The 21732-nt window shown below is 61.0% G+C and carries 16 protein-coding genes and 4 tRNA genes; 7 read left to right on the top strand and 13 right to left on the bottom strand.

The window, feature by feature from the left end:
• Positions 1 to 115 precede the first annotated feature (115 nt).
• Positions 116 to 1642 carry an FAD-dependent oxidoreductase gene (locus DW211_RS08355; RefSeq protein ID WP_118260245.1) on the top strand — a complete coding sequence of 509 codons (1527 nt, stop codon included), beginning with the start codon at positions 116 to 118 and terminating at the stop codon, positions 1640 to 1642.
• A gap of 253 nt (positions 1643 to 1895) precedes the next feature.
• Positions 1896 to 2165, top strand: coding sequence for a BRO family protein (locus tag DW211_RS10460; protein ID WP_369832403.1), 270 nt, complete (start codon positions 1896 to 1898; stop codon positions 2163 to 2165).
• 109 nt (positions 2166 to 2274) lie between these two features.
• Here DW211_RS10460 and DW211_RS08345 read toward each other — a convergent pair.
• The 3 genes from DW211_RS08345 to DW211_RS08335 all read right to left on the bottom strand — a co-directional run bounded on the left by DW211_RS08345 (position 2275) and on the right by DW211_RS08335 (position 2568).
• Positions 2275 to 2350 (bottom strand) — tRNA-Lys (locus DW211_RS08345).
• 43 nt (positions 2351 to 2393) lie between these two features.
• A tRNA-Lys gene (locus DW211_RS08340) sits at positions 2394 to 2469 on the bottom strand.
• A gap of 22 nt (positions 2470 to 2491) precedes the next feature.
• Positions 2492 to 2568 (bottom strand) — tRNA-His (locus DW211_RS08335).
• Positions 2569 to 2734: 166 nt separating this feature from the next.
• Between DW211_RS08335 and DW211_RS08330 the strand changes: the two genes are divergently transcribed.
• Both DW211_RS08330 and DW211_RS08325 read left to right on the top strand, forming a co-directional pair.
• Positions 2735 to 3916: a pyridoxal phosphate-dependent aminotransferase gene (locus DW211_RS08330; protein ID WP_118260242.1), complete on the top strand. Its 1182-nt coding sequence runs from the start codon at positions 2735 to 2737 to the stop codon at positions 3914 to 3916.
• A gap of 140 nt (positions 3917 to 4056) precedes the next feature.
• Positions 4057 to 4947 (top strand): ROK family protein, encoded by an 891-nt coding sequence (locus tag DW211_RS08325; protein WP_118260240.1) that lies wholly within the window; start codon positions 4057 to 4059, stop codon positions 4945 to 4947.
• A 114-nt stretch (positions 4948 to 5061) separates the two neighbouring features.
• Here the strand turns inward: DW211_RS08325 and DW211_RS08320 are convergent, their stop codons facing one another.
• From DW211_RS08320 to argS, 4 genes are all read right to left on the bottom strand, one after another.
• Positions 5062 to 5511 carry a VanZ family protein gene (locus DW211_RS08320; protein WP_118260238.1) on the bottom strand — a complete coding sequence of 150 codons (450 nt, stop codon included), beginning with the start codon at positions 5509 to 5511 and terminating at the stop codon, positions 5062 to 5064.
• Positions 5512 to 5518: 7 nt separating this feature from the next.
• Positions 5519 to 6919, bottom strand: a complete 1401-nt coding sequence (locus DW211_RS08315) for a hypothetical protein (protein WP_117583743.1) — start codon at positions 6917 to 6919, stop codon at positions 5519 to 5521.
• A 311-nt stretch (positions 6920 to 7230) separates the two neighbouring features.
• Positions 7231 to 9603, bottom strand: coding sequence for a transcription termination factor Rho (rho, locus tag DW211_RS08310; RefSeq protein ID WP_369832402.1), 2373 nt, complete (start codon positions 9601 to 9603; stop codon positions 7231 to 7233).
• Between the two features lie 730 nt (positions 9604 to 10333).
• On the bottom strand, positions 10334 to 12187 hold the full coding sequence (gene argS, locus DW211_RS08305) for an arginine--tRNA ligase (protein WP_117757736.1): 1854 nt from the start codon (positions 12185 to 12187) through the stop codon (positions 10334 to 10336).
• Between the two features lie 342 nt (positions 12188 to 12529).
• Between argS and DW211_RS08300 the strand changes: the two genes are divergently transcribed.
• Together DW211_RS08300 and DW211_RS08295 are read left to right on the top strand one after the other, a co-directional pair.
• On the top strand, positions 12530 to 13015 hold the full coding sequence (locus DW211_RS08300) for a CarD family transcriptional regulator (RefSeq protein WP_089572030.1): 486 nt from the start codon (positions 12530 to 12532) through the stop codon (positions 13013 to 13015).
• Positions 13016 to 13371: 356 nt separating this feature from the next.
• Complete coding sequence (locus DW211_RS08295) at positions 13372 to 14130, top strand: transposase (RefSeq protein ID WP_158552035.1); 759 nt, start codon at positions 13372 to 13374, stop codon at positions 14128 to 14130.
• Between the two features lie 170 nt (positions 14131 to 14300).
• On the opposite strand, the gene DW211_RS08290 is transcribed toward DW211_RS08295, so the two are convergent.
• Both DW211_RS08290 and DW211_RS08285 read right to left on the bottom strand, forming a co-directional pair.
• The gene (locus tag DW211_RS08290; RefSeq protein ID WP_117798241.1) at positions 14301 to 14900 is read right to left on the bottom strand and encodes an HD domain-containing protein; all 600 of its coding nucleotides are present in this window, start codon (positions 14898 to 14900) and stop codon (positions 14301 to 14303) included.
• Positions 14901 to 15070: 170 nt separating this feature from the next.
• A complete protein-coding gene (locus tag DW211_RS08285; RefSeq protein WP_117770210.1) occupies positions 15071 to 16357 on the bottom strand; it encodes a glutamate-5-semialdehyde dehydrogenase in 1287 nt (428 codons plus the stop codon).
• Positions 16358 to 16469: 112 nt separating this feature from the next.
• Here DW211_RS08285 and DW211_RS08280 point away from each other — a divergent pair, with 112 nt between their 5' ends.
• The gene (locus DW211_RS08280; protein WP_118260234.1) at positions 16470 to 17888 is read left to right on the top strand and encodes an alpha/beta fold hydrolase; all 1419 of its coding nucleotides are present in this window, start codon (positions 16470 to 16472) and stop codon (positions 17886 to 17888) included.
• Between the two features lie 314 nt (positions 17889 to 18202).
• Here DW211_RS08280 and proB read toward each other — a convergent pair whose 3' ends face one another.
• The 4 genes from proB to DW211_RS08260 form a co-directional block, all read right to left on the bottom strand.
• Positions 18203 to 19330 carry a glutamate 5-kinase gene (proB, locus tag DW211_RS08275; protein ID WP_118260232.1) on the bottom strand — a complete coding sequence of 376 codons (1128 nt, stop codon included), beginning with the start codon at positions 19328 to 19330 and terminating at the stop codon, positions 18203 to 18205.
• Positions 19331 to 19409: 79 nt separating this feature from the next.
• Positions 19410 to 20915, bottom strand: coding sequence for a nicotinate phosphoribosyltransferase (locus tag DW211_RS08270; protein ID WP_117772987.1), 1506 nt, complete (start codon positions 20913 to 20915; stop codon positions 19410 to 19412).
• 84 nt (positions 20916 to 20999) lie between these two features.
• Positions 21000 to 21440 (bottom strand): hypothetical protein, encoded by a 441-nt coding sequence (locus DW211_RS08265; protein ID WP_117646360.1) that lies wholly within the window; start codon positions 21438 to 21440, stop codon positions 21000 to 21002.
• Between the two features lie 64 nt (positions 21441 to 21504).
• Positions 21505 to 21577, bottom strand: a tRNA-Ala gene (locus DW211_RS08260).
• Positions 21578 to 21732 lie beyond the last annotated feature (155 nt).

Here is a 21732-nt window from a genome sequence, read left to right as displayed (position 1 = left end):
GTCAGAGCGTCCATGACGCCCACCTGTCATATGTGCCCTTTACCGATTTGCCGAGTCTTTGCGGCCCCATTGCCGATCACCCGTGCGACAATGCGCCGGACGAGAAAGGAATCCGATGGAATCGACTGACGTACTGGTAATTGGATCTGGCATTGCGGGCCTTTGCGCCGCCATCGAAGCGGCACGCACGGGTGCAACCGTCACTGTGGCAAGCGCCGGAAAGACTATGAGTGGATCGAGCTTCTTCCCCGGAACCTGGGGCCTGGGGCTTATCGGACCCGTTAACGAAGACGACGAACAAGACCTCATCGATACCATCCAGACCGTTGGTGGCGGCGTCGCCGACCCCGAGCTTGTCCAGACGTTTGTCCACAGCATTCCCCAAGCAATTGAATGGCTCGAGCAAGACCTAGGCGTTGAGCTCCAGCGTCCGCAAAGCGCTGAGAGCGCCCAGCAAAAGCAATTTATCCCCTGTTTTGACCACAAGACGCGCATGTGGCGCGGCCTCACCCGTAAGCCCCTTGAGGACGCTCTGACGACCCGGATCGAGTCGCTCGGCATTCGCCTGCTCCCCCGCCATGAGCTTATCGACCTTGTTGAAGATACGGACGGAAAGATTGTCGGCACCACGCTCTACGACCGGACAAACGAGCGTCTCGTGCCTATGGCAGTCAAGGCCACTATCATCGCTGCGGGCGGCACGGGTGGCCTGTTCGAGCGCAGCCTCACTTCCGCCGACGTGCTCAGCTCATCACAGGCTATCGCGCTGGCGCACGGTGCGTCCCTTACTAATATAGAGTTCATGCAGATGATGCCCGGCTTTATAGAGCCCAAGCGAAACCTTGTTTTTAACGAGAAGACCTGGCGCTACGTCAAGTTCGACCAGCCGGTCGATATCGCCGACGATAAGCTCGACGATCTGCTCGAGCAACGCTCCGGATATGGTCCCTTCACTTCGCGTCTGGATTCTCGCGCTATCGACCTAGCCATCGACCAAGCGGGAGCCGAAGGCCTGGCGCTCCACTACGACTTCCCCCGCGAGGACGTCCCCGAGTTTGTGCAGACCTTTGCCACCTGGCTACAAGACGAGCACGGCATCGCGCCGACCGACGAGATGCGCGTGGCGATGTATGCCCACGCCGCTAACGGCGGCATCAAGATCGATAAGACCGCGCAAACGGGCGTTGAGGGCCTCTACGCTTGCGGCGAGGCGACAGGCGGCATGCACGGCGCCGACCGCATCGGCGGCTTATCGAGCGCCAACGGCATCGTGTTTGGGCGCATCGCGGGCGCATCAGCGGCTCGAGCAGCGCTGGACGCTCCCAAGGCGGGCGCTCCGATGGATATCGCCCTCCCCCAGTATGGCATTGCCACAACAGATGCCAAACGCCTGACACGCAGCCTTAAGCACACGATGAGCACCTATTGCATGATCAGCAGGACCGAAGTTGGCCTTTCCAAGGCGCTGCAAGAGCTTGAAAGCCTGCAAGATGATGCCACAGCTCTAAATAAGCCGCATACCAACGACAGCGAAATCGCTGCGCTCGCCCGCATACAGTCGCAGATTCAGCTGGCAATGGAGATGGTCAAAGCCATGCGCAAGCGAACCGAAAGCCTCGGATCGCACTATCGAGCGGACTAATTCGAACACCCATCTAAAGCAGAACACAACTAATCGATATCTATGGGCCCCGTGAGCTCGAAGTGGCACGGGGCCCATTCGTGTCCGTACGGCAGCGTATCCTTATTCTGAATACGGAGCGGGCAAAGCCCGCATAGACAATAGGCCAGCGAGGAGGAGATATGGACAGTAGAGATATCGAGAAGTGGCGTGTCGAACTTGATAGCTACGCCAATGTAGAAGACGGCGTTGAGTATTGGCTCGCACAGATTTAATGGAACCCATGGGGTACACGCGATGGGAAAACTTCGCCGAAGTTGTTAAGAGGGCAAAAGTCTCGTGCGAAACAAACAAAACTCCAGTTGATTCTCATTTTCGTGACACCACGAAAATGGGAATTGCCGGTGTCGCCGCTCGCGCGGTTAAAGACTACAAACTTACGCGCCATGCATGCTATTTAATCGCCCAGAACGGAGATTCAAACAAGCAAGAAATCGCGCTCGCACAGGCGTACTTCGCCGTGCAGACGCGCCGGTTTTACTGATCCCCAGGGTAGACTCGATCTGTGAAAGCGGCTGTGCCCTTTCGGGTTCGGCCCCATGCGAGGTCAACAAAAAAGACGGCCAACCGAAGTTGACCGTCTTAACAATCTTTGGTGGGCCGTCAGGGGGTCGAACCCTGGACCTTGGGATTAAGAGTCCCCTGCTCTACCAACTGAGCTAACGACCCAAAGCTAAAGTCCGTTGTAGCGGACTTTAGAGGAGATATCGTGTGGTGGGCCGTCAGGGGGTCGAACCCTGGACCTTGGGATTAAGAGTCCCCTGCTCTACCAACTGAGCTAACGACCCGATATCAACACGAAGCAAGAACTGGGGTGGGTAAAGGGACTCGAACCCTCGACCTACGGGACCACAACCCGTCGCTCTAGCCAACTGAGCTACACCCACCGTGTCCTGTGCGCTTCGCGCTCGACTATTATTGCAAGGAACGCCACGCGATGCAAGCCCCAATTTTCAAGAATTTTGAAAAGAGTTTTTCGAGCGCGTTTCGAGCAATTCCCACCGGTTTCATAGGAGTAAACTTGCCCCACTGCAAATGCTCGAAAGGACAAGCATGAAAGAACTCTCCAATCGCACGGCATCATTTACCGATTCGGTCATCCGCCGCATGACGCGCATCTCCAATAAGTACGGTGCCGTCAACCTCTCGCAGGGCTTCCCCGACTTCGATCCTCCGGCGCAGCTGCTCGAGAGCCTCAGCGCCATCGCGACCGACCCCAAGCCGCTCTATCACCAGTACTCCATCACTTGGGGCTCCCAGGCCATGCGCGAGGCGCTCGCCGCTAAGCAGGAGCACTTTATGGGCATGCCGATCAACCCCAACGAGAACATCGTAGTCACCTGCGGCTCCACCGAGGCCATGATGGCCGCCATGATGACGGTTACGAACCCCGGAGACAAGGTCGTCATCTTCTCGCCGTTCTACGAGAACTACGGCGCCGACACAATCCTTTCGGGTGCCGAGCCCATCTACGTGCCGCTCAACCCGCCCACGTTCGACTTCGATCGCGAGGTCCTCGAGGCGGCCTTCCGCGACAACGATCCCAAGGCCATCGTCCTGTGCAACCCTTCCAACCCCTGCGGCAAGGTCTTTACGCGCGAGGAGCTCACCTTTATCGCCGACCTCTGCAAAAAGTACGACGCCTACTGCATTACCGACGAGGTATACGAGCACATCGTCTACGCGCCCCACGAGCACGTCTATATGGCCACGCTGCCCGGCATGTTCGATCGAACCATCAGCTGCAGCTCGCTGTCCAAGACCTACTCCATCACCGGCTGGCGCCTAGGCTACACCATCGCTCCCGCCGAAATCACCGAGCGCATCAAAAAGGTCCACGACTTCCTCACCGTAGGCGCCGCCGCTCCCCTGCAAGAGGCCGTCGTCACCGCCCTCAACTTCGACGACAGTTATTACCAGGAGGTCCTCGACCTCTACACCGCCAAGCGCGACCTATTCTGTCAGGGACTCGACAGCATCGGCCTCACGCACAACGTGCCGCAGGGCGCCTACTACGTGATGATGGACATCTCTGAGTTTTGCTATGACAGCGACCTCGACTTCTGCGAGGACCTAGCCTCAAAGGTGGGCGTGGGCGCCGTGCCCGGCTCGAGCTTCTTCCGCGAGCCTGTCAACCATCTGGTCCGTTTCCACTTTGCCAAGCGAGACGAAACGCTCAACGCAGCACTCGAGAACCTCAAGTCCCTGCGAGATAAAATCAAGCCGCGCGGGTAGAGACGGCCCAACAACTAAAAGCACCAAAGAAACCTCGCATCGTCCGTTGGGCTGCAAGGTTTCTTTTTATAGCGCTTTCTTAGTTTTTTAGGGCGCTATACTTTAGAGGTGAAGTAACTCGCCCAATAGAGAGGGACGCTATGGCAGAGCAGCAGCTTATCGGAGCGCTCGAGGCCGGCGGCACAAAGATGGTGTGCGCCACGGGCTATGCGGACGGCACGGTCCTGGAGCGCGAGCAGATTGCGACCACAACCCCGCAGGAGACCGTTGAGGCCGTCAACGCATGGTTTGCAGACAAAGGCATCGCCGCCCTGGGCATCGGAGCTTTTGGCCCCACCGCAGTCAACCCCGCCTCGCCCCAGTACGGCAAGATCTTGGAGACCCCCAAGACGGCATGGCGCTACTTTGACCTGCTGGGCACCATTCAAAACGAGCTCGACATTCCCTGCGGCTACGATACCGACGTCAACGTCGCCTGCTTGGGCGAGGTCACCTTTGGTTGCGCCCAGGGCCTCACTGACGTGGCGTATCTGACCATCGGCACCGGCGTGGGCGCCGGCGTGCTTTCGGGCGGCCAGCTCGTGCACGGCATGATGCACCCCGAGGCCGGTCACATCCTGGTCACGCGCGACCCGCGCGACACCATTGGCGAGCACAGCGGCTGCCCCTTCCACGACAACTGCCTCGAGGGCCTCATCGCCGGCCCCGGCGTTAAAAAGCGCTGGGGTGGCAAGAGCGCCGGAGAGATGGCCGATGACCCGGAGGCCATGGACCTGCTCGCCGGCTATCTTGCGCAGGCGCTCATGACCTACATCCTGTGCTACGCACCGCAGAAGATCGTCATCGGTGGCGGCGTGGCCGACCACACCCCCATCGCGCCGCTCGCACGCAAGAAGTGCGCCGAGATGCTCAACGGCTACATCGTCACGCCCGAGATGGCCGACATCGATAGCTACATCGTCAACAACAGCCTCGAGGGCAAGCAGGGCATTATGGGCTGCCTGGCCCTGGGCGCACAGGCGCTTCAGTAGCAGACGCACCCACAGGGCGTGGCGCGCCCGGCAAATCCGACCTACGGAACGACGCCACCACGCCTCATATAAGCTCTCAAATAAAAAAGGCCGCCTAGGACCAAACAATACGTCCTAGGCGGCTTTTTTGGCGCACATCAGCGACCGAAAGAGATATCGGAGCACAACGCCCGTTGCCGCACCACAGCAGTCGATCATCACATCGGTGATCATGCCGGCGCGTCCCGGCACAAAGAGCTGAATCGTCTCGTCGATCGAGGGAATCAGCAGCAGGAACACCGCCGTGGGCAGCAGCACGTCAAAGGTGCGCCGGCCCTCAAAATCAAAGGCGTGCGTTGCCAGGATGCCGAGCACCAAATACTCGGTAAAATGCGCGCACTTACGAACAACAAAGTTGGTCACCCATTCATATGGAAGTCCCACGCCGCGCAGGAAACCGCGGATAGCTTCCATGACCGTTAGGCTCAGCGAACCCGACCCCGAGCCGGGAACCAGCGAATTGCCCCAGATCAAGAGCGCCATCAGGCAGGTCACGACCGCCCATTTTCGATTGATCTTAACCATGCAGAAGTTATGCCTCCGCGCGGAGCGGCGCGAAGCTGGCGGTACCGCCCTCGATAACGCTCAGATAGGCACGGCCCGTACGCTTGGCGGTAGAGGACTGAAGACGCTCGATCTCTTCCTCGAGGATCTGATTGACGCGCTCGTGACGACGATTTTCCATAATGCCGGCGGCAATAGCCTCGGCCCGCTCGATGCTCTCACGCGAGATACGGGCAGTATCCTCGGGGAACACAGCGCTGTGACGGCCGACATAGGCGGGGGCAGCAGGCTGAGGGGCAGCGACGGGAGCGGGGGCTGAAACAGGAGCAGGCTCGTCAATCTCATCCAGAATCGCGGTGGCGGCGGCCCACATACCCTCGTGGCCCGAGTAATCGGCCATGGGGACATCAACCTCGAGCGAGGCGTCCGGAAGGTCGCCGGTGTCGATGCGATCTTGGGCATCAATCGATGCGGTGATGGCTGCAGGCTCATCGAGGTCATCGAGATCGATGCCCGCGGCACCGGAGATGATAGGCATGCTGGCGAGGTTTGCATTGTACGGCGCAGCCTCAGCCGCCTGCTGCTGGGCAGGAGCGCCCCAAAGCGAGCTTTCGGCGGCACGGCGGGCGGCAACAGCCTCCTCGTCCGCGGTCATGGCTTCATCAACGTACGAATTATCGGCAGAAGCGTTCGCGTCCGCCGAGGTAGCGCTGTAGGCGTTATTGACCGCCGCATTGGCAACGAGTGCCACGAAAGCCGCCGTGCTGCCCGCAGGGGCGGCCTGGGAGCCCGACACGGCGCGTGCCGCGGCGGCGATATCATCGCGATTGAAGGAGCCGGTCTGCCCGCCGTTGGTGAGCTCGTCGATGGCGACTTGATAGACGTCGCGCGAGCGCGCAGGGTCGCAGCTCACCGGCGAATCGTCGTCGAGCATGCTGTCGATCATGGACCAAGCCTCGGCCTCGTCCATAGCATCTGCGGCTCGAGCGATGGTGGGGACACCATCATCGGCATGACGGCGCTGGAACGCACCAGTCAGGCCGGAAAGGAATGCCGAGGTAGACTGCTCCGACTGAGCCTGAGAAGCAGAAGCCGCAGCGTACGGAATCGCATCCTGCTGCTGAGCTGGAATCGAGGCGGTCTTGAACTCGCTTTGATGCTGATTGAGATTGGCGGCACCGCCCATGGCATCGGGCTGGAACAGACGCTCTTCACGCTGCGCACGATACTCGGAGATACCCAGCGAGGCGGCATAGATACCCACGCCCGCCACCGCGCCCACGGCGAAGGGAACTGCACCCGCCACGACCGTCTCGTTCACCGACGAAAACGGCAGCGTCGCGGCATACATAACCACGGGAGCGGCAAGGCCGATCCCGCACGAAAGTCCGGCAAGGACTGCTCGTTGTGTTGCATCAGAAGAAGCCATGAGCTCTCCCCATCTTCCAGCACCCAAATCGCATCATTCAGTTGGCTGCGCGAGAGAAGATGAAGCGGGGCTATGCCCCAAAGCAACGGTATATGGTTCGTTTCATCTGCGTTTTCCGTCGCGAAGCTTAACAGCTATTATGCGAAACCCCCTTGGGGATTGCAAGCGCGAAGCGGGATTGAAACGGGAAAATCGCTGCTTGCCGGTCGTGAGGTCAATAATCGTTGGCGAGCGGCTATACGAAAAGGGCCAGAATCTAAACCCCGGCCCTTCTGGCATGTCTATGGTTGTTGTCGCGTGCGGCGGACGGCCTAGAACGTCTGCTCGTAATCGCTGTGCTTTTTTGCCGAACGCACCAGGAACTCCTGGTTGGTATTGGTGCCCTTGAGGCCCTTGATAAACGACGCGGCCGCGCGCTCGGTATTGTTCATGCCGGCGAGGATACGGCGCAGGCCAAAGACAAACGGGCGCATCTGCTCGTCGACCAGCAAATCCTCGTTGCGCGTGCCCGAGGCAACGGGATCGATGGCCGGGAAGATACGGCGGTCGGCCAGGTCGCGGTCGAGCTTGAGCTCCATGTTGCCGGTACCCTTAAACTCCTCAAAGATGACCTCGTCCATCTTGGAGCCGGTATCGATGAGTGCGGAGGCCAGGATGGTGAGCGAGCCGCCGTTCTCGATGTTGCGGGCTGCGCCCAAGAAACGCTTGGGCGGATACAGGGCCGCCGAATCGACGCCGCCCGACAGGATACGGCCCGAGGCGGGCGCCGCCAGGTTGTAGGCGCGAGCAAGGCGCGTGATGGAGTCGAGCACTACCACGACGTCGCCACCCAGCTCCACGATGCGTTTGGCACGCTCGATCACGAGCTCTGCCACGCGAGTATGGTTGTCGGCAGGCATATCGAAGGTCGAGGCCACGACCTCGCCCTTGATGGAGCGCTGCATATCGGTGACCTCTTCGGGGCGCTCGTCGACGAGCAGGCAGATGAGGTGTACCTCGGGATTGTTGATCGAGATAGACTGGCAGATCTTCTTGAGGATCGTGGTCTTGCCGGCCTTGGGCGGGGACACGATCAGGCCACGCTGGCCCTTGCCGATCGGCGACACGATGTCGATGGCGCGACCGGTAATGGAGTCCTTGCCGTGCTCCATGCGCAGCGGCTCGTTGGGATAGACCGGGGTGAGGTCGCCGAACTTGGGACGGTTGCGAATCTGCTCGGGGTCCAGACCGTTGACGGTCGTGATTTTGGCGAGGCCGGCGCGCTTGTCGCCGCCGCGCGAAGGACGCAGCGAGCCCTCGATGACATCGCCCGTGCGCAGGCGCGCGGAGCGGATGAGGTAGGCGGGCACGAAGGCGTCGTCGTTGGACTTCATGTAGCCATGGGCGTGGATGATGCCGGAGCTGTCCGGGCGAATCTGCAGAATGCCCTTGATGTCGCGGAAGCCCTCGGCCTTCGCAGCGGTGACGTAGATTTCCTCGACGAGCTCGGCCTTCTTCTTGCCGGTCGTCTCGATCTCGAACTCTTTTGCCTTCTCGCGCAGCTCGGCGACCTTCATGGCCGCAAGCTCCTCGCGCGAAAGCGTTGGCTCGGTGGGAGCGGCATTACGCTCCTTGTTGCGTTGCTTGCGATCGCGCTGGCGGTTGCGACGGTCGTTGTTGCGCTCGTCCTTGCGCTCGTTGCGCTCCTCGTTGCGCTTGTGCTGGCGACGGTTGGGGCGAGCGCCGTCTTCGCCCTCGGCGGGGGCGGCACCATCGGTTGCGGTGGTGTCAACATTGGCCGCAGCGGCGTCATTGGCCTCGGCGCCGGAATCGACCTGCGCTTCGACATCAGCATGCTGCTCGGCGGCCTTGGCCTTAACGGACTTCTTGCGACCGCGCTTGGGCTTCTCGGATGCAGGCTGTTCGACGTCCTGGGGCTCGACGGCATCAGTCGATGCATCGGCGGTCGTCTCGGCGGAATCCTCGGACGCGCCCTTCTTGGCAGCCTTAGCCTTGGACGTGCGCTTAGCAGCAGTGCGACGCCTGCGACCGGGACGGACGCCGGCGGGCTCGGCATCGGCAGAAACGGCCTCGGAAGTCGTAGCATCCTGGACGGGTTCATCGGCAGCAGTTGAGGACTTGGCGGTCGCCGCAGCATCCCGAGCGGCGGCGGCTGCGGCTGCGGCCTTCTCGGCCTCGACAAAGGCCTTGGGCTTGCGACCGCGACGGTGCGGGCGCAAAGCCGGATCGACAACGGGAACTTCGCTGGCCTCGACAGGCGCAGCGGGCTCAACAGACGATGCACCCTCCCCTGCCGCGGAACGGAGCGAAGTCTCAGTGGGCTCGGGGACTACCTGTTCCGCAACCTGCTCGGCCTTAGCAGCCGTGCGACGGCGTGTGCGCGGTGCCAGCTTCTCGGTCGGCTGGTCGGCGGCAGGAACCTCGGTGGCGGCAGGGGTCTCGAGTACAGACGGAGCTGCAAGCTCGGTCAGAGCCGCGGCCTCGCGCTCGGCAGCACGACGGCGGGCGCGCACCACCTGAGCCTCGCTAATCTGCGCCAACGCACGTGCCTGCGCGACCTCATCGGAAATCGGCGCCGAGGAGTCAGCTGCAACGGTGAGCTTGGCGCGCGTCGTGCGCGTGGTACGGCGCTTTGGCTTGGTGACCTCCTCGCCGTCAGCGGCAGGCTTGGCCGTGCGGCGCATGCGCTTGGGCTTTGCCGGAGCAGCCTCCTCACCAGTTGCAGGCACGGCCTTCTCAGCCGCTACAGGCATAGGCGTCGAAGCAGCCTTAGGCGTCTCAGGAGCCGAGGCTTGCGCGGGCGCCGCGACCTGGTCCGACGCAACCGGTGCAGCGGGAGCGGCCTGCGTCGTCGTTATTTCGTTTTCTTGCTGTTGATCAGACACAGTGTTTGCTCAACTTTCTTTTCAAGCCCTGTGATCACATGCTCCCTGCATAAACCTTCAGGGCGGCTAAACAGTCTAGTTCCGTTCAAAACGACGGACATCATTGATCTGTATCGAGATGATTGCGTCAACTACGCAGCGTTAGTGTAACACAACCGCCGCCACCTGCAACTTAGTCATTAGGGGCGTTCTTAAACGACTAGTCAAAAGGGACACTCTTTGGTCTACCACCCACAAATCAGACTGCCTCCGCCAAAACTATGGCGGTTTACTACGACGAATCGATCAACCGCGACCACTCCGAAACATGTTGAACTAAAACCGCAGGTAGATGCCTTGCGCTTTTTTGCGAAAAGCCGGCGTGGTTGGAAATTCCCAATTCATCGTAGTAAACCGGCATAGTTTCGTATTTCCAGCAGTTCCAAATTCGTCAATACGTCGGCATTTGCGAAAAAAGCCCGACCTCCGTGGGAGATCGGGCTTATAGGCCTCAGTTAAACCAAACCTACACGGTCAAATGACCCGCAGGTTACATCTGCTCGGGCGCGGAAACGCCAACGAGGGTGAGCACCAGGGCGAGCGTCACGCGGACGGCATCGCAAGCGGCCAGACGGGCACGCGAAAGCTCGGGGTCGACGGGACGGCCCTCGCTCGGCAGCACCTGGCAGGCAGCGTAGAAGCTGTGGAAGTCACCGGCGAGCTCCTCGGCAAAGTGCGTCAGACGGAACGGAGCGCGATCGCGAGCGCAGCTGGCGATCAGGTCGGTAAGCTCGTTAAGCTTGCGCGAAAGGGCGAGCTCGGTCGGGTCGGTCAGCAGCGAGTAATCGACGTTCTCACCGATGGCCTTGGCGGCAACGGCCTTCATGCCCATCTCGTCGGCCTGCTCGGCGGTAACGTCGGCGGCACGGCGCAGGATGGAGCACACGCGGGCGTGAGCATACTGCACGTAATAGACCGGGTTGGAGTTGTCGCGCTTCTTAACGGCCTCAATGTCGAAGTCGACCATCTGGTTGGAGCTCTTGGAGATGAGCGTGTAGCGAGCGGCATCGGAGCCGACCTCGTCGACGAGCTCCTGCAGGGTCACCATGGTGCCCTTGCGCTTGGACATACGGACGGGCTTGCCGTTACGCAGCAGGTTGACGAGCTGGCCCAGTAGAACCTCGAACTTGCCGGGGTAACCCAGAGCGTCGCAGACGCAGCGGACGCGCTCGATGTAACCGTGGTGGTCGGCGCCCCAGATGTCGATGACGTGATCGACGCGCTGGAACTTATCCCAGTGATAGGCGACGTCGGAGGCGAAGTAGGTGTACTCGCCGTCGGACTTGATCAGGACGCGGTCCTTGTCGTCGCCCAGATCGGTGGAGCGGAACCACAGGGCGCCGTCCTTGGTGTAGAGGTAGCCCATCTTGTCGAGCTTCTCAAAAGCGCGGTCGACGGCGGAGGTGCCGGCGGTCTCGCCCTCGGTGTCCTTCACATACAGCGAGCGCTCGGAGTACCAACGGTCAAAGTCGCAGTTGACGGCGTGGCAGAGGTCGCGCATGTTGTCGACCATCTTCACGTAGCCGCGCTCACGGAAGCTCTCCATGCGCTCCTGCGGATCGGCGTCGACCCACTTGTCGCCGTCGGTGCGCCAGAACTCGGCGGCCTCGTCGATGATGTAGTCGCCGCCGTAAGAGTCCTTGCCCAAGGTCTCGGCAAAGTTGTCCTGATACGGATGGGTCTCGGGGTGCTCGTCGTTCTCGTCGGCAACAAAGGCGTCACGGTCGGCGATCAGCAGCTTGTGAGCCTCGTCGATATCAACGCCCTGCTTGGCGATGATGTCGGCAAGCTGCATATAGCGCGTGCTGATGGAGTTGCCGAAGGTGTTCATCTGAGAGCCGTGGTCATTGATGTAGAACTCACGCTGGATGTCGTAACCGGCGTGGTCCATGACGCGGCAAAGGGAGTCGCCCAGAGCGGCCCAGCGGCCGTGGCCGATGTGCATGGGGCCGACGGGGTTGGCGGAAACGAACTCGACCTGGGTCTTCAGGCCACCACCGACGTTGGACTTAGCGAAGTCCATGCCCTTCTCGCGAGCCTCGCCAAAGATGGCATTCTTGACGGCAACGGAGAGGTAGAAGTTGATGAAACCGGGGCCTGCGATCTCAACCTTCTCGATCGCGGGATCCTCGGGCATATGGGCAACGATGGCCTCGGCGATCTTGCGCGGGGCGCAGTGGGCCAGCTTGGCGGACTTCAGGGCCATGGTAGAGGTCCACTCGCCATGAGAAGTGTCAGCCGGTCGCTCGATAGCGCAATCGTCAAGTTCAAATGCGGAAAGGTCGCCGGCCTCCTGGGCCGCAGCAAGCGCAGCGCGTACCAGCTCTTCAATCTTCTCGGGCATAGATCCTCCTTGTGTTAAAGCCCCCGAGCTCTTGGTCACTCGTAGGGCAAAAGCCAGAGTTTGTAGCACTCTATCACAAGCGAGGGGCACTGTCGCAGGGTAAAGCCAATCGAAATTGCATATGCACAAAATTGACTACAGCTTGTATGGAGTCACTCAAAGATGCCGGTCTGCCTGCAGATTATGCACGCGTTGAAAATGCATAAAGGTGTGAATGAGCTGTGTCTTTTATCGAATACTCTTACCTATCAGAGTTGTGTGCTTTTCCTGCATAAAGTGAGGATTTGCGCACGTCAGCGTGTTATTCTAGACATACGTAAATTCGTATAAGTTGGAGGTAGCATGTTCTCAATCGGTCAACACGTCATTCATCCGGGTCAGGGAGTCTGCACCGTCGTCGGTTTTAGGGACGACACGCCGCAGCCCATGTTGTTGCTCGAGGCCAAGCAGGGGCATGCGCAGACGATCCTTATGTACCCCGTGGCGCAGGCCGACCGTCTGCATGCCGCCATCTCTCAGCAAGATGCCGAGCATCTGCTGAGCCACTATGACGAGCTGGAGTGCGACACCTTTACCGAGCGCAACAGCTCGCTTGAAGAGACACACTTTAAGCAGCAGCTCAAGCTGGGCGCGCCCGAGACGGTCCGCGTGGCAAAGACCATGATGCACCGCATTCGCCAGGCCGAGGAAGCCGATAAAAAGCCCAGCTCTTACTATATGCGTGTACTCAAGGAAGCCAAGCGCCGCTCCATCGAGGAGTTCGCCGTGGCATTGGGCGTCACCGAGGAGGCCGCCGAAGCCCGCCTAGCCCAAGCCGCCCTCAACTAACCTGCCAAAAAGGGACAGGTTTATTTTGGCAGGTTCTATCTGGCCAAACATCAACAAACAATCAGTAAATGGTCAGGTGCTCCGTTTTGTTTAAGAGCGCCCGACCATTTTTCTATCGCCGCAAAAATGCGTGAAGCCCATTTGCGATGACATCACGCGAGGGCCGTCCAGATCGACGTAACCAACGCCCGCATCCACAACAAGCGCGCCCGTCTTACTCAATTACCATTAAAAAGCATCAATTTGAAAACGCAATTATATTTCGGCAGGTAGCAGCTATAGTCGGTGAACTGAATCTCGACAACCGAAGCCCCCGAATGAGGTATCTTCAGCCCATCCAAGCTAAAGGAGGGGCCATGCCGAGAAAACCTCGTTCAAAGTCACCAACCGGTTATTTCCACATCACGTTGCGTGGAAACGGAGGGCAATTGCTGTTTGACGATGCCGAGGACCGAATCGCCATGCTTCAGATCCTCGATGCGATCCTCCCCAAACACAATATCGAGCTTATCGCTTGGTGCCTTATGGGAAACCACATTCATCTGCTCATCGACGATCCGGACGACCGCAAGAGCGACGCGATGCATGCGATAGCCGTATCGTATGCGGGCAGGTACAATGCGCGGACGGGGCATATCGGCCACGTGTTTCAGGAGCGGTTTTGGGATTCGCCCATTAAGTCAGAAGTATATTTACTCGAGGCAATTCGATACATTCATTTGAATCCACAAAAAGCGGGACTGGCAGCATACGACGAATATCCCTGGAGCAGCCATCGCGAGTATCTCATGAGTGCCAGGTCACGGCCGCATGTTACCGGCAGCGTTGTCGGTGTTATATTCCCAACACCTCGCTCATACCTTCGGCTCATGGAAAGTACGCCGTCGCTTCCCTATCGCCCCAGCGCAACAGCCAAGGTTCGCGAGGAAGATCTATGCGAATTTGGCACGGCAATCGTGCAGAGTGTCGCAGGATGTGCTCCGACGGAACTCAAATCCGCCTCCAAGCCACTTCGCAATGAGGCGATTCTCGCGCTTCGAAAACAAGGGCTAACGATTAAGCAGGTTCAGCTGCTGACCGGACTGGGAACATGGATTATCAAGAACGCGTCGTAGCGTCGCGTTTGCCGAGTTACGGATACGGCGAAGCGCAGCTGTCTGCCGCGAGGCGCCGCCATTCGCCAGCTTCACCATGTCAAACAGAAAACGCTTCCGCTGAATAACATCCAACGGAAGCGTTTTCCCAGATAAAATCTACCAAAATAAACCTGTCCCTTTTTGGCAGGTTAGGCCTGGAAGGTGTCGCGGTCGGGCGCGAAGGACTGCATGGCCGCGATGGTGCGGTCAAAGAGCTCGGGGAGCTCCCAGCCGAGCATCTCGGCGCCCTGCGAAATCACGTCGCGCGAGCAGCCGGCGGCAAAGCGCTTGTCCTTGAACTTCTTCTTGAGTGACTTGGTCGTAAAGTCCATGACGCTCTTGCTCGGGCGCATGATGACGGCGGCTCCGATCAGCCCGGTGAGCTCATCGCAGGCAAACAGGATCTTTTCCATCTGCAGCTCGGGTTTGGGCAGCGAGGTGTTGAAGTCCGACGTGTGCGTCTGGATGGCGCGAATGAGCTCGGGAGACGCACCTTCGCCCTTAAGAATCTCGGCAGCGTAGATGGTGTGGTTCATGGGGTCGTCCTCATGCTCCTCCCAATCCAGGTCGTGGAGCAGACCGACGATGCCCCAGAACTCCTCGTTCTCGGGGTCGAACTCGCGCGCAAAGTAGCGCATGGTGCCCTCAACCGTCTCGCCATGGGTAATGTGAAACGGGTCCTTGTTGTGCTCGTTGAGCAGTTCGAATGCGCGGTCGCGGGTGATTCCGGCGGTGAGCGTCTGGGACATGGCAATACCTCCAGGTGAGTCGATGTTAGGACACGGTGTCACTATCGTATATCGCCGCGGCTCAAGCCGAAAGGCAAAAAAGTTATGCGGAGAAAAAAGCCGGGGAACGTGTCGCCCGGCAAAACCGCAGATAAAACCTGCCAAAATAAACCTGTCCCTTTTTGGTAGGTTTAGGGACGGACCTGGCCGGTGCCGCGGAGCTTGTATTTGTAGGTAGTGAGGGCCTCGGCGGCAAAGGGGCCGCGGGCGTGGAGCTTTTGGGTCGAGATGCCGATCTCGGCGCCCAGGCCAAACTCGCCGCCGTCGGTGAAGCGCGTGCTGGCGTTGGCATACACGGCCGAGGCATCGACCGCGTCCAGGAAGCGCTCGCAGGCATCCTCGTCCTCGGCAACGATGGCCTCGGAGTGCATGGTGCCGTAGCGGTTGATGTGCGCGATGGCTTCGTCCTCGTTCGCCACGACCTTCACGCTCATCTCGAGCGCCAGATACTCGCGGCCCCAGTCCTCCTCAGTCGCGGCTACATAGTCGTCGCCCTCGGCAAGCCCGGCGGCAGCGCATGCGGCGCACGTGGCCTCGTCGCCGTGAATCAGCACGCCGTGGTCGTGCAGCACGGCAACGACCGCCGGCAAAAACGAATCCGCCACGGCACGGTCGACCAGCAGCGACTCGGCGGCATTGCACACGCCCACGCGCTGCGTCTTAGCGTTGACGATAATGTTGAGCGCCTTGTCAAAATCGGCGGATTCATGCACGTAGATGTGGCAGTTGCCTGTGCCCGTCTCGATCACCGGCACAAGCGACTCGCGCACGCAGCGCTGGATCAGGCCCGCACCGCCACGCGGAATGAGCACATCGACAATACCGCGGAGCTTCATGAGCTCGCCGGTGGCCTCGCGGTCGGTGGACTCGATCATCGAGATAGCTTCGCGTGGAAAGCCCTGGGCCTCAAGCGCATCGGCCAGCAGTTCGGCAATCATGGCGCACGAGTGATAGGCCAGCGAACCGCCGCGCAGGATGCAGGCGTTGCCGGTGCGGATGCAGATGCCCGCGGCATCGGCCGTCACGTTGGGGCGCGCCTCGTAGACCATGGCAACCAGGCCCAGCGGCACACTCACGCGCGTAAGGTCCACGCCACTCGCAAGCACACGGTGATCGAGCACGCGGCCCACGGGATCGGGCAGCTCGGCGAGCTTCTCCAGGCCGGCGGCCATGCCCTCGACGCGCTCGGGCGTCAGCAGCAGACGATCGAGCAATCCGACCGAGGTGCCCGCATCACGCGCAGCGGACATATCGAGCTCGTTGGCGGCGACGATGGAGTCGATACCGTTGCGCAGTGCTGCGGCCATGGCGCGCACGGCCTCCTGGCGCTGCTCGTCGCTCGCCGTGGCAAGCGAGGCCGACGCTGCCTTAGCGGCAACGGCAAGATCGTGGACATACGTGGCTATATCGACCGACATGGACGGCCCTTTCTCCTAGAAGTTTGCAACCATGGTAGCCGATTTGCGCATGGCCTCGCTCGCGGCGGTAGAATTGGTCAACCCGAAACACCGCAACGAACGGAAGACTCACATGGCCCTCATTACTTCGTACCACGTCCCCGGCCTGTATGTCGAGGACCACAGCATCGACGTCCCCCTCGACTGGCGCGGCCTGGAGCCAATGCTCCTGGCCGTCGGCAGCACCATGCGCCGCGGCGCTATGCCGGCACCAATCGCCGGCGCGCCCGAGAGCATCAAGCTCTTCTACCGCGTGGTTTGCGCGCCCGACCGCATCAACGACGATCTGCCGCTGCTTCTGTTTTTGCAGGGCGGCCCCGGCGGCGAGAGCCCGCGTCCGCTGTCACCCACAAGCGATGGCTGGATCGAGGAGGCCGTCAAGCACTTCCGCGTGGTCCTGCCCGACCAGCGCGGCACCGGACGCAGTAGCTGCGTGGACGGACGCACGATTGCCACCTTGGGCGATCGCGCCGAGGCAGCCGGCGCCGATGCGGCCCGCTCGCAGGCGGACTTCCTCAAGCGCCACCTCGCCAGCTCCATCGTGCGCGATTTTGAGTACCTGCGCCTGGTGGGCTTTGGCGGCAAGCCCTGGGTCACACTCGGGCAGAGCTACGGCGGCTTTTTGACGTTGAGCTATCTGTCGCTCTTCCCCGAGGGCGTAGCGGCAAGCTTTACCTGCGGCGGCATCCCCCACGTGCCGGCGAGCGCAAGCGAGGTCTACGCGCACACCTTCCCGCGCATGGCTGCCAAGACACAGCAGTATTACGACCGCTACCCCGCCGACGTCGAGCGCGTGGCGGCTCTTGCCGATGCGCTCGAGGCTCAGAAGCCCGTGCTGCCCGACGGCTCGCCGATGACGGTCGAGCGCCTACAGCTCATGGGCAGCGACTTTGGCATGAAGCCGAGCTTTGAGCGCATGCATTGGATTATCGATCACGCTTTTGTTGACGGCGACGGCGCGCTGACCTGCGGCGCCTCGGTATCCGACAGCTTTTTGATGCGCGCCTTCGAGCGCACCAACACGCGCACGAATCCGCTGTACTGGACGCTGCAGGAGTTCATATACGCCGACGGTGACACCATGCCCATTGGCTGGGCCGCGGCTGAAGAGAAGGCACACCGCGCCGAGTTTGACACCCTCGCGCGCCCGCTCATGTTTACCGGCGAGGCCATGTTCCCGTGGATGTTCGAGCAGATGCCCGAGCTCAAGCCCTTCAAGCCCGCCATGGATCTGCTTATGGAAGACACAAGCTGGGACAAGATCTACGACCCGCAGCGCCTGGCGTGCAACGAGGTGCCCCTGCAGGCCGCGGTGTACTTCGATGACATGTACGTGGACTCGGGCATGCAGCTCGACACGCTCAGCCGCGTGGGCAACTCGCGCGCCTGGGTGACCAACGAGTTCGAGCACGACGGCCTGCACGGCAGTATGGTATTCAAGCACCTCTTCGACGAGGCCCTCAACCGCGGAGACCTGCGCCGAATCTTCTAGCAAAGGAGTGTCCCCACCTGCCGGCACAATAGAAACGTCCCCAAGTGCCGGATGATGTCCTTCGCCACGAAAGCGGCCCATCTACTACGTTTCACCCGCATGGCCCAACCAGATGCCATAAATAAAGAAAACCGCAGGCGTTCTACCTGCGGTTTTCTTTTTGCAATTCTTGGCATGGTCACCGATAGCCTATTAAACGTAGTAGATGGGCCGTTTTCGTGGCGACCAGCTCGGACATAAGCGCGGCGGGGCAAAGTTACCCTGGTAATTTCGCCCCACGTGCATTGCAGATCGAAGGCGCCCGGCGTCGAGGCCTAAGCAAATACAATCAAGTTGTCTCGATGGATTGCGGGCTTCTCGGCCAGGTTAGCGAGCAGGCGGTTGCTGGCGATCTGGTCCTGGCGGCGGCCGGCGGCAAGCTCCAGCACGTCCGAATCGGCCTCGGCGATACCGCGGGCGACAACCATGCCGCTCGGGTCGCACACGTCGAGCACATCGCCCTCGGCAAACTGGCCATCGACCTCGCGAATACCCACCGCGAGCAGCGACGATCCGCAGCTGACCAGCGCCTTCGCGGCGCCGTCATCGACCGTCACCGAGCCGTGCGCCTTGTCGCCCAGTGCAATCCACAGCTTGCGCGGCGCAATGTCCAGGCGCTCCGCCGGCGGATCGAACAGCGTACCCACGCTCTCGCCGCGGGCCAGACGCACGAGCGCATCGGGCTCCTCGCCCGAGCAAATCACGCTTTGAATGCCCGCCGTCATGAGAATGCGGCTCGCGCGAATCTTGGTGATCATGCCGCCCGTACCCACCGATGTGGAAGAATCGCCCGCCGAGGCGATAATCTTGGCATCGATCTTATGCACGACAGGAACAAACTCGGCCGTGGGGTCTTCATGCGGATTGGCAGTATAGAGACCATCGATGTCCGAGAGCGTCACGCACAGATCGGCAGAAACCAGGCAGCTCACAAGCGCCGCCAGCGTGTCGTTGTCGCCAAACTTGATCTCATCGACGGTGACGGTATCGTTCTCGTTGACGACCGGCACCACGCCGAGCTCCACCAGGCGAAGCAGGGCGTCGCGCGCGTGCAGGTAGGACGTGCGGCGCGCCGTGTCGTGACGCGTGAGCAGCACGAGCGAGGTGAGCAGGTCGCGCGCATGGAACTCCTCGTCGTAGGCCGACGAGATGATGCACTGACCGGCCGAGGCGCAGGCCTGCAGGCTCGGCAGGTCGCCGACCGGCTTACGGTCGAAGCCCAGCACGGGATAGCCGCAGGCAATGGCGCCCGAGCTCACCACGATCAGGCGCCAGCCAAGCTCGCGCAGCGCTGCGGCCTGGTCGGCAAGCCCGCCGATAAAGGCGCGGTTGACCTTGCCGTCGGCGCCCACCACCGTGGACGAACCGATCTTTACCACCATCGTTTTATAAGAAGTCGTCATACGTCAAACCAATCAACTGTTCAGCGAACGGCCGAGCCGGCGGCCAGGGAAGCGTGACTCGCCCCTACCGCCCAAGGAATTAGTGAGCCCAGGGAAAGGCAGAGGCCGCGGCCATGTTCTTGCGCACGAGCTCGTCGCGCACCTGAGCCAGGCCCTGCTCCATACCCACCACATAGGTCTGCGGGTACAGGAAGCGCTTGAAAGCTGCGTCCAGATGGTCGAGCGCCCAAGCACAGCGCTCGCGCGCGTCCTGGATGCTCTCACGCGGAGCCACCGCACTGCCATCGCGCACGATCGGCACCAACAGCTCGCGATACTCAAGTTCGGACACGTCGGTCACCAGGGCGGCATCGTTCACGGCTACGAGGGTATTGCCGCGCGCGGCGCCCTCCCCCGCCAGATGGTCCTCGTCGTAGATCATGTCGCAGACCGGGCCGCCAAAGCCGTCGTAATAACGGCGCACGCGTTGCACACCCGGGATCGTGCGCTTGTAGGGCTGCTCGGAGAGCTTGACAACCGGCGTCCATGGATCTGCCTCGCTCGCACGGCGGGCGGAAAGCTTGTACACGCCGCCCAGCGCCGGCTGGTCGTAACAGGTCGCAAGCTTGGTACCCACGCCAAAGCTGTCGATGGGCGCGCCCTGGTCGAGCAGCGACTGAATCGTGTACTCATCCAGATCGTTGGAAACCGAAATCCCCACATAGGGCAGGTCCTCGGCATCAAAACGGCCGCGCACATACTTGGAGAGCTTGGCGAGGTCGCCGGAGTCGATGCGAATGGCCGACAGGCGCTCGCCCACCGCTTCCATCTCCTTGGCAACCGTAATGGCATGTTCACAGCCCTCGCGCACGTCATAGGTGTCGATGAGCAGCGTACAGTTCTTGGGGCTCGACTTGGCAAAGGCGCGGAAGGCCTCGAGCTCGGAATCGAAGCTCATCACCCAGCTGTGCGCATGCGTGCCAAAGACGGGAATACCGTAGCGGCGGCCGGCGAGCACATTGGACGTAGAGGAGCAGCCGGCAACGTAGCTCGCGCGCGCGACGGCCAAGCCGCCATCGGGACCCTGAGCGCGGCGCAGGCCAAACTCGGCAACGGGACGGCCGTCCGCCGCCAGCACCACGCGCGCCGTCTTGGTGGCGACAAGCGTCTGGAACCCAACGATGTTGAGCAGCGCCGTCTCAAGCAGCTGGCACTCCAGCGCGGGGCCGGTGACGCGAACCATGGGCTCGCGCGGAAAGACGAGCTCGCCCTCGGGCACGGCGTCGATGTTTACATGCGCACGAAAATCGCGCAGGTAGTCGAGGAATCCAGGCTTGAACATCGCGCCGCCGGCCGGGGCCTGGAGCGAGGCGAGGTAGTCGATATCCTCGGGCGTAAAGCGCAGATTCTCGACCAGCTCGGGCAGTTCGGCGGTGCCGCACATGACGGCATAGGCGCTGCCAAAAGGATGGTCGCGGTAAAACGCGGTAAAACAACCCTGCTCATTGGCCTTGCCGCTCTCCCACAGGCCCTGGGCCATAGTGAGCTCGTACAGATCGGTGAGCATTGCAATGTCGGTGGGATGCGAGATGTCGGTCAAAGCCATGGGGCGACCTTTCGGATGCGTTGTGCAGAGGTTGAGGGTTGGAAAAGGGCAGAGTGTTCGGGCATGGCACCCAGCGCGAATGGGCTAGAGCAGGCCCATGCTGGTCAGGATCGTGTAGCCCATAAAGATGACAAACGCGATGAGGGCAAGGACAATGATGATTTTTTGAGCCGGCGCCATGCCAGGGATCTCGTTCTCGCCCGTAGGCTCCTTGGAGGTAACCATGCGCTTGGCAAAGGTCATCTCGTCACGGCTCGGCTTGGGCTCGACGGACTTGGAACGAGCGACCTTTTTAGGCTGAGGTTTAGGCGCGGTGGGCGCGGGCTTCGCGGCGGCGGGCTTGGGCGCGGGGGCGACGTTCGCGGCGGCCTCCTCGGCCTTCGCACGCTCGGCACGCAGGGCGGCCAGCTCCTCACGCTCGCGGCGTGCCTCTTCCTGGGCCTCGCGACGAGCTTTCTCGGCGCGGAGCTCTTCCAACTCGGCGCGTTCCTCGGCAGACAGTGGTTGGGACTCAAGCTTGGCCATGGTACAGCCCTTTCTTTTAAAAAAAGCCGCCGACACAATGTCAGCGGCTTATCAAATCCAAGGGTGGAGACGAAGGGAGTCGAACCCTCGGCCTCTGCCATGCGACGGCAGCGCTCTCCCAACTGAGCTACGTCCCCAAGACAAGTTGATATTTTACCTACGGCTCGCCAACTGTCAACGCCCAATACCCAGTCTTTTTGGGACGCGGCTATTTTGACAACTTTTCGAGCAGGCGATCCTCTCGATGATTTTTTAAGGCTCTGTTAGACCAGGATTGACATTCCGCCCCATC

The organism is Collinsella sp. AM18-10, assembly GCF_003471585.1.
GTDB lineage: Bacteria > Actinomycetota > Coriobacteriia > Coriobacteriales > Coriobacteriaceae > Collinsella.
Note: the sequence above shows the minus strand (reverse complement) of the source record. Positions and strands in the feature narration are given on the sequence as shown.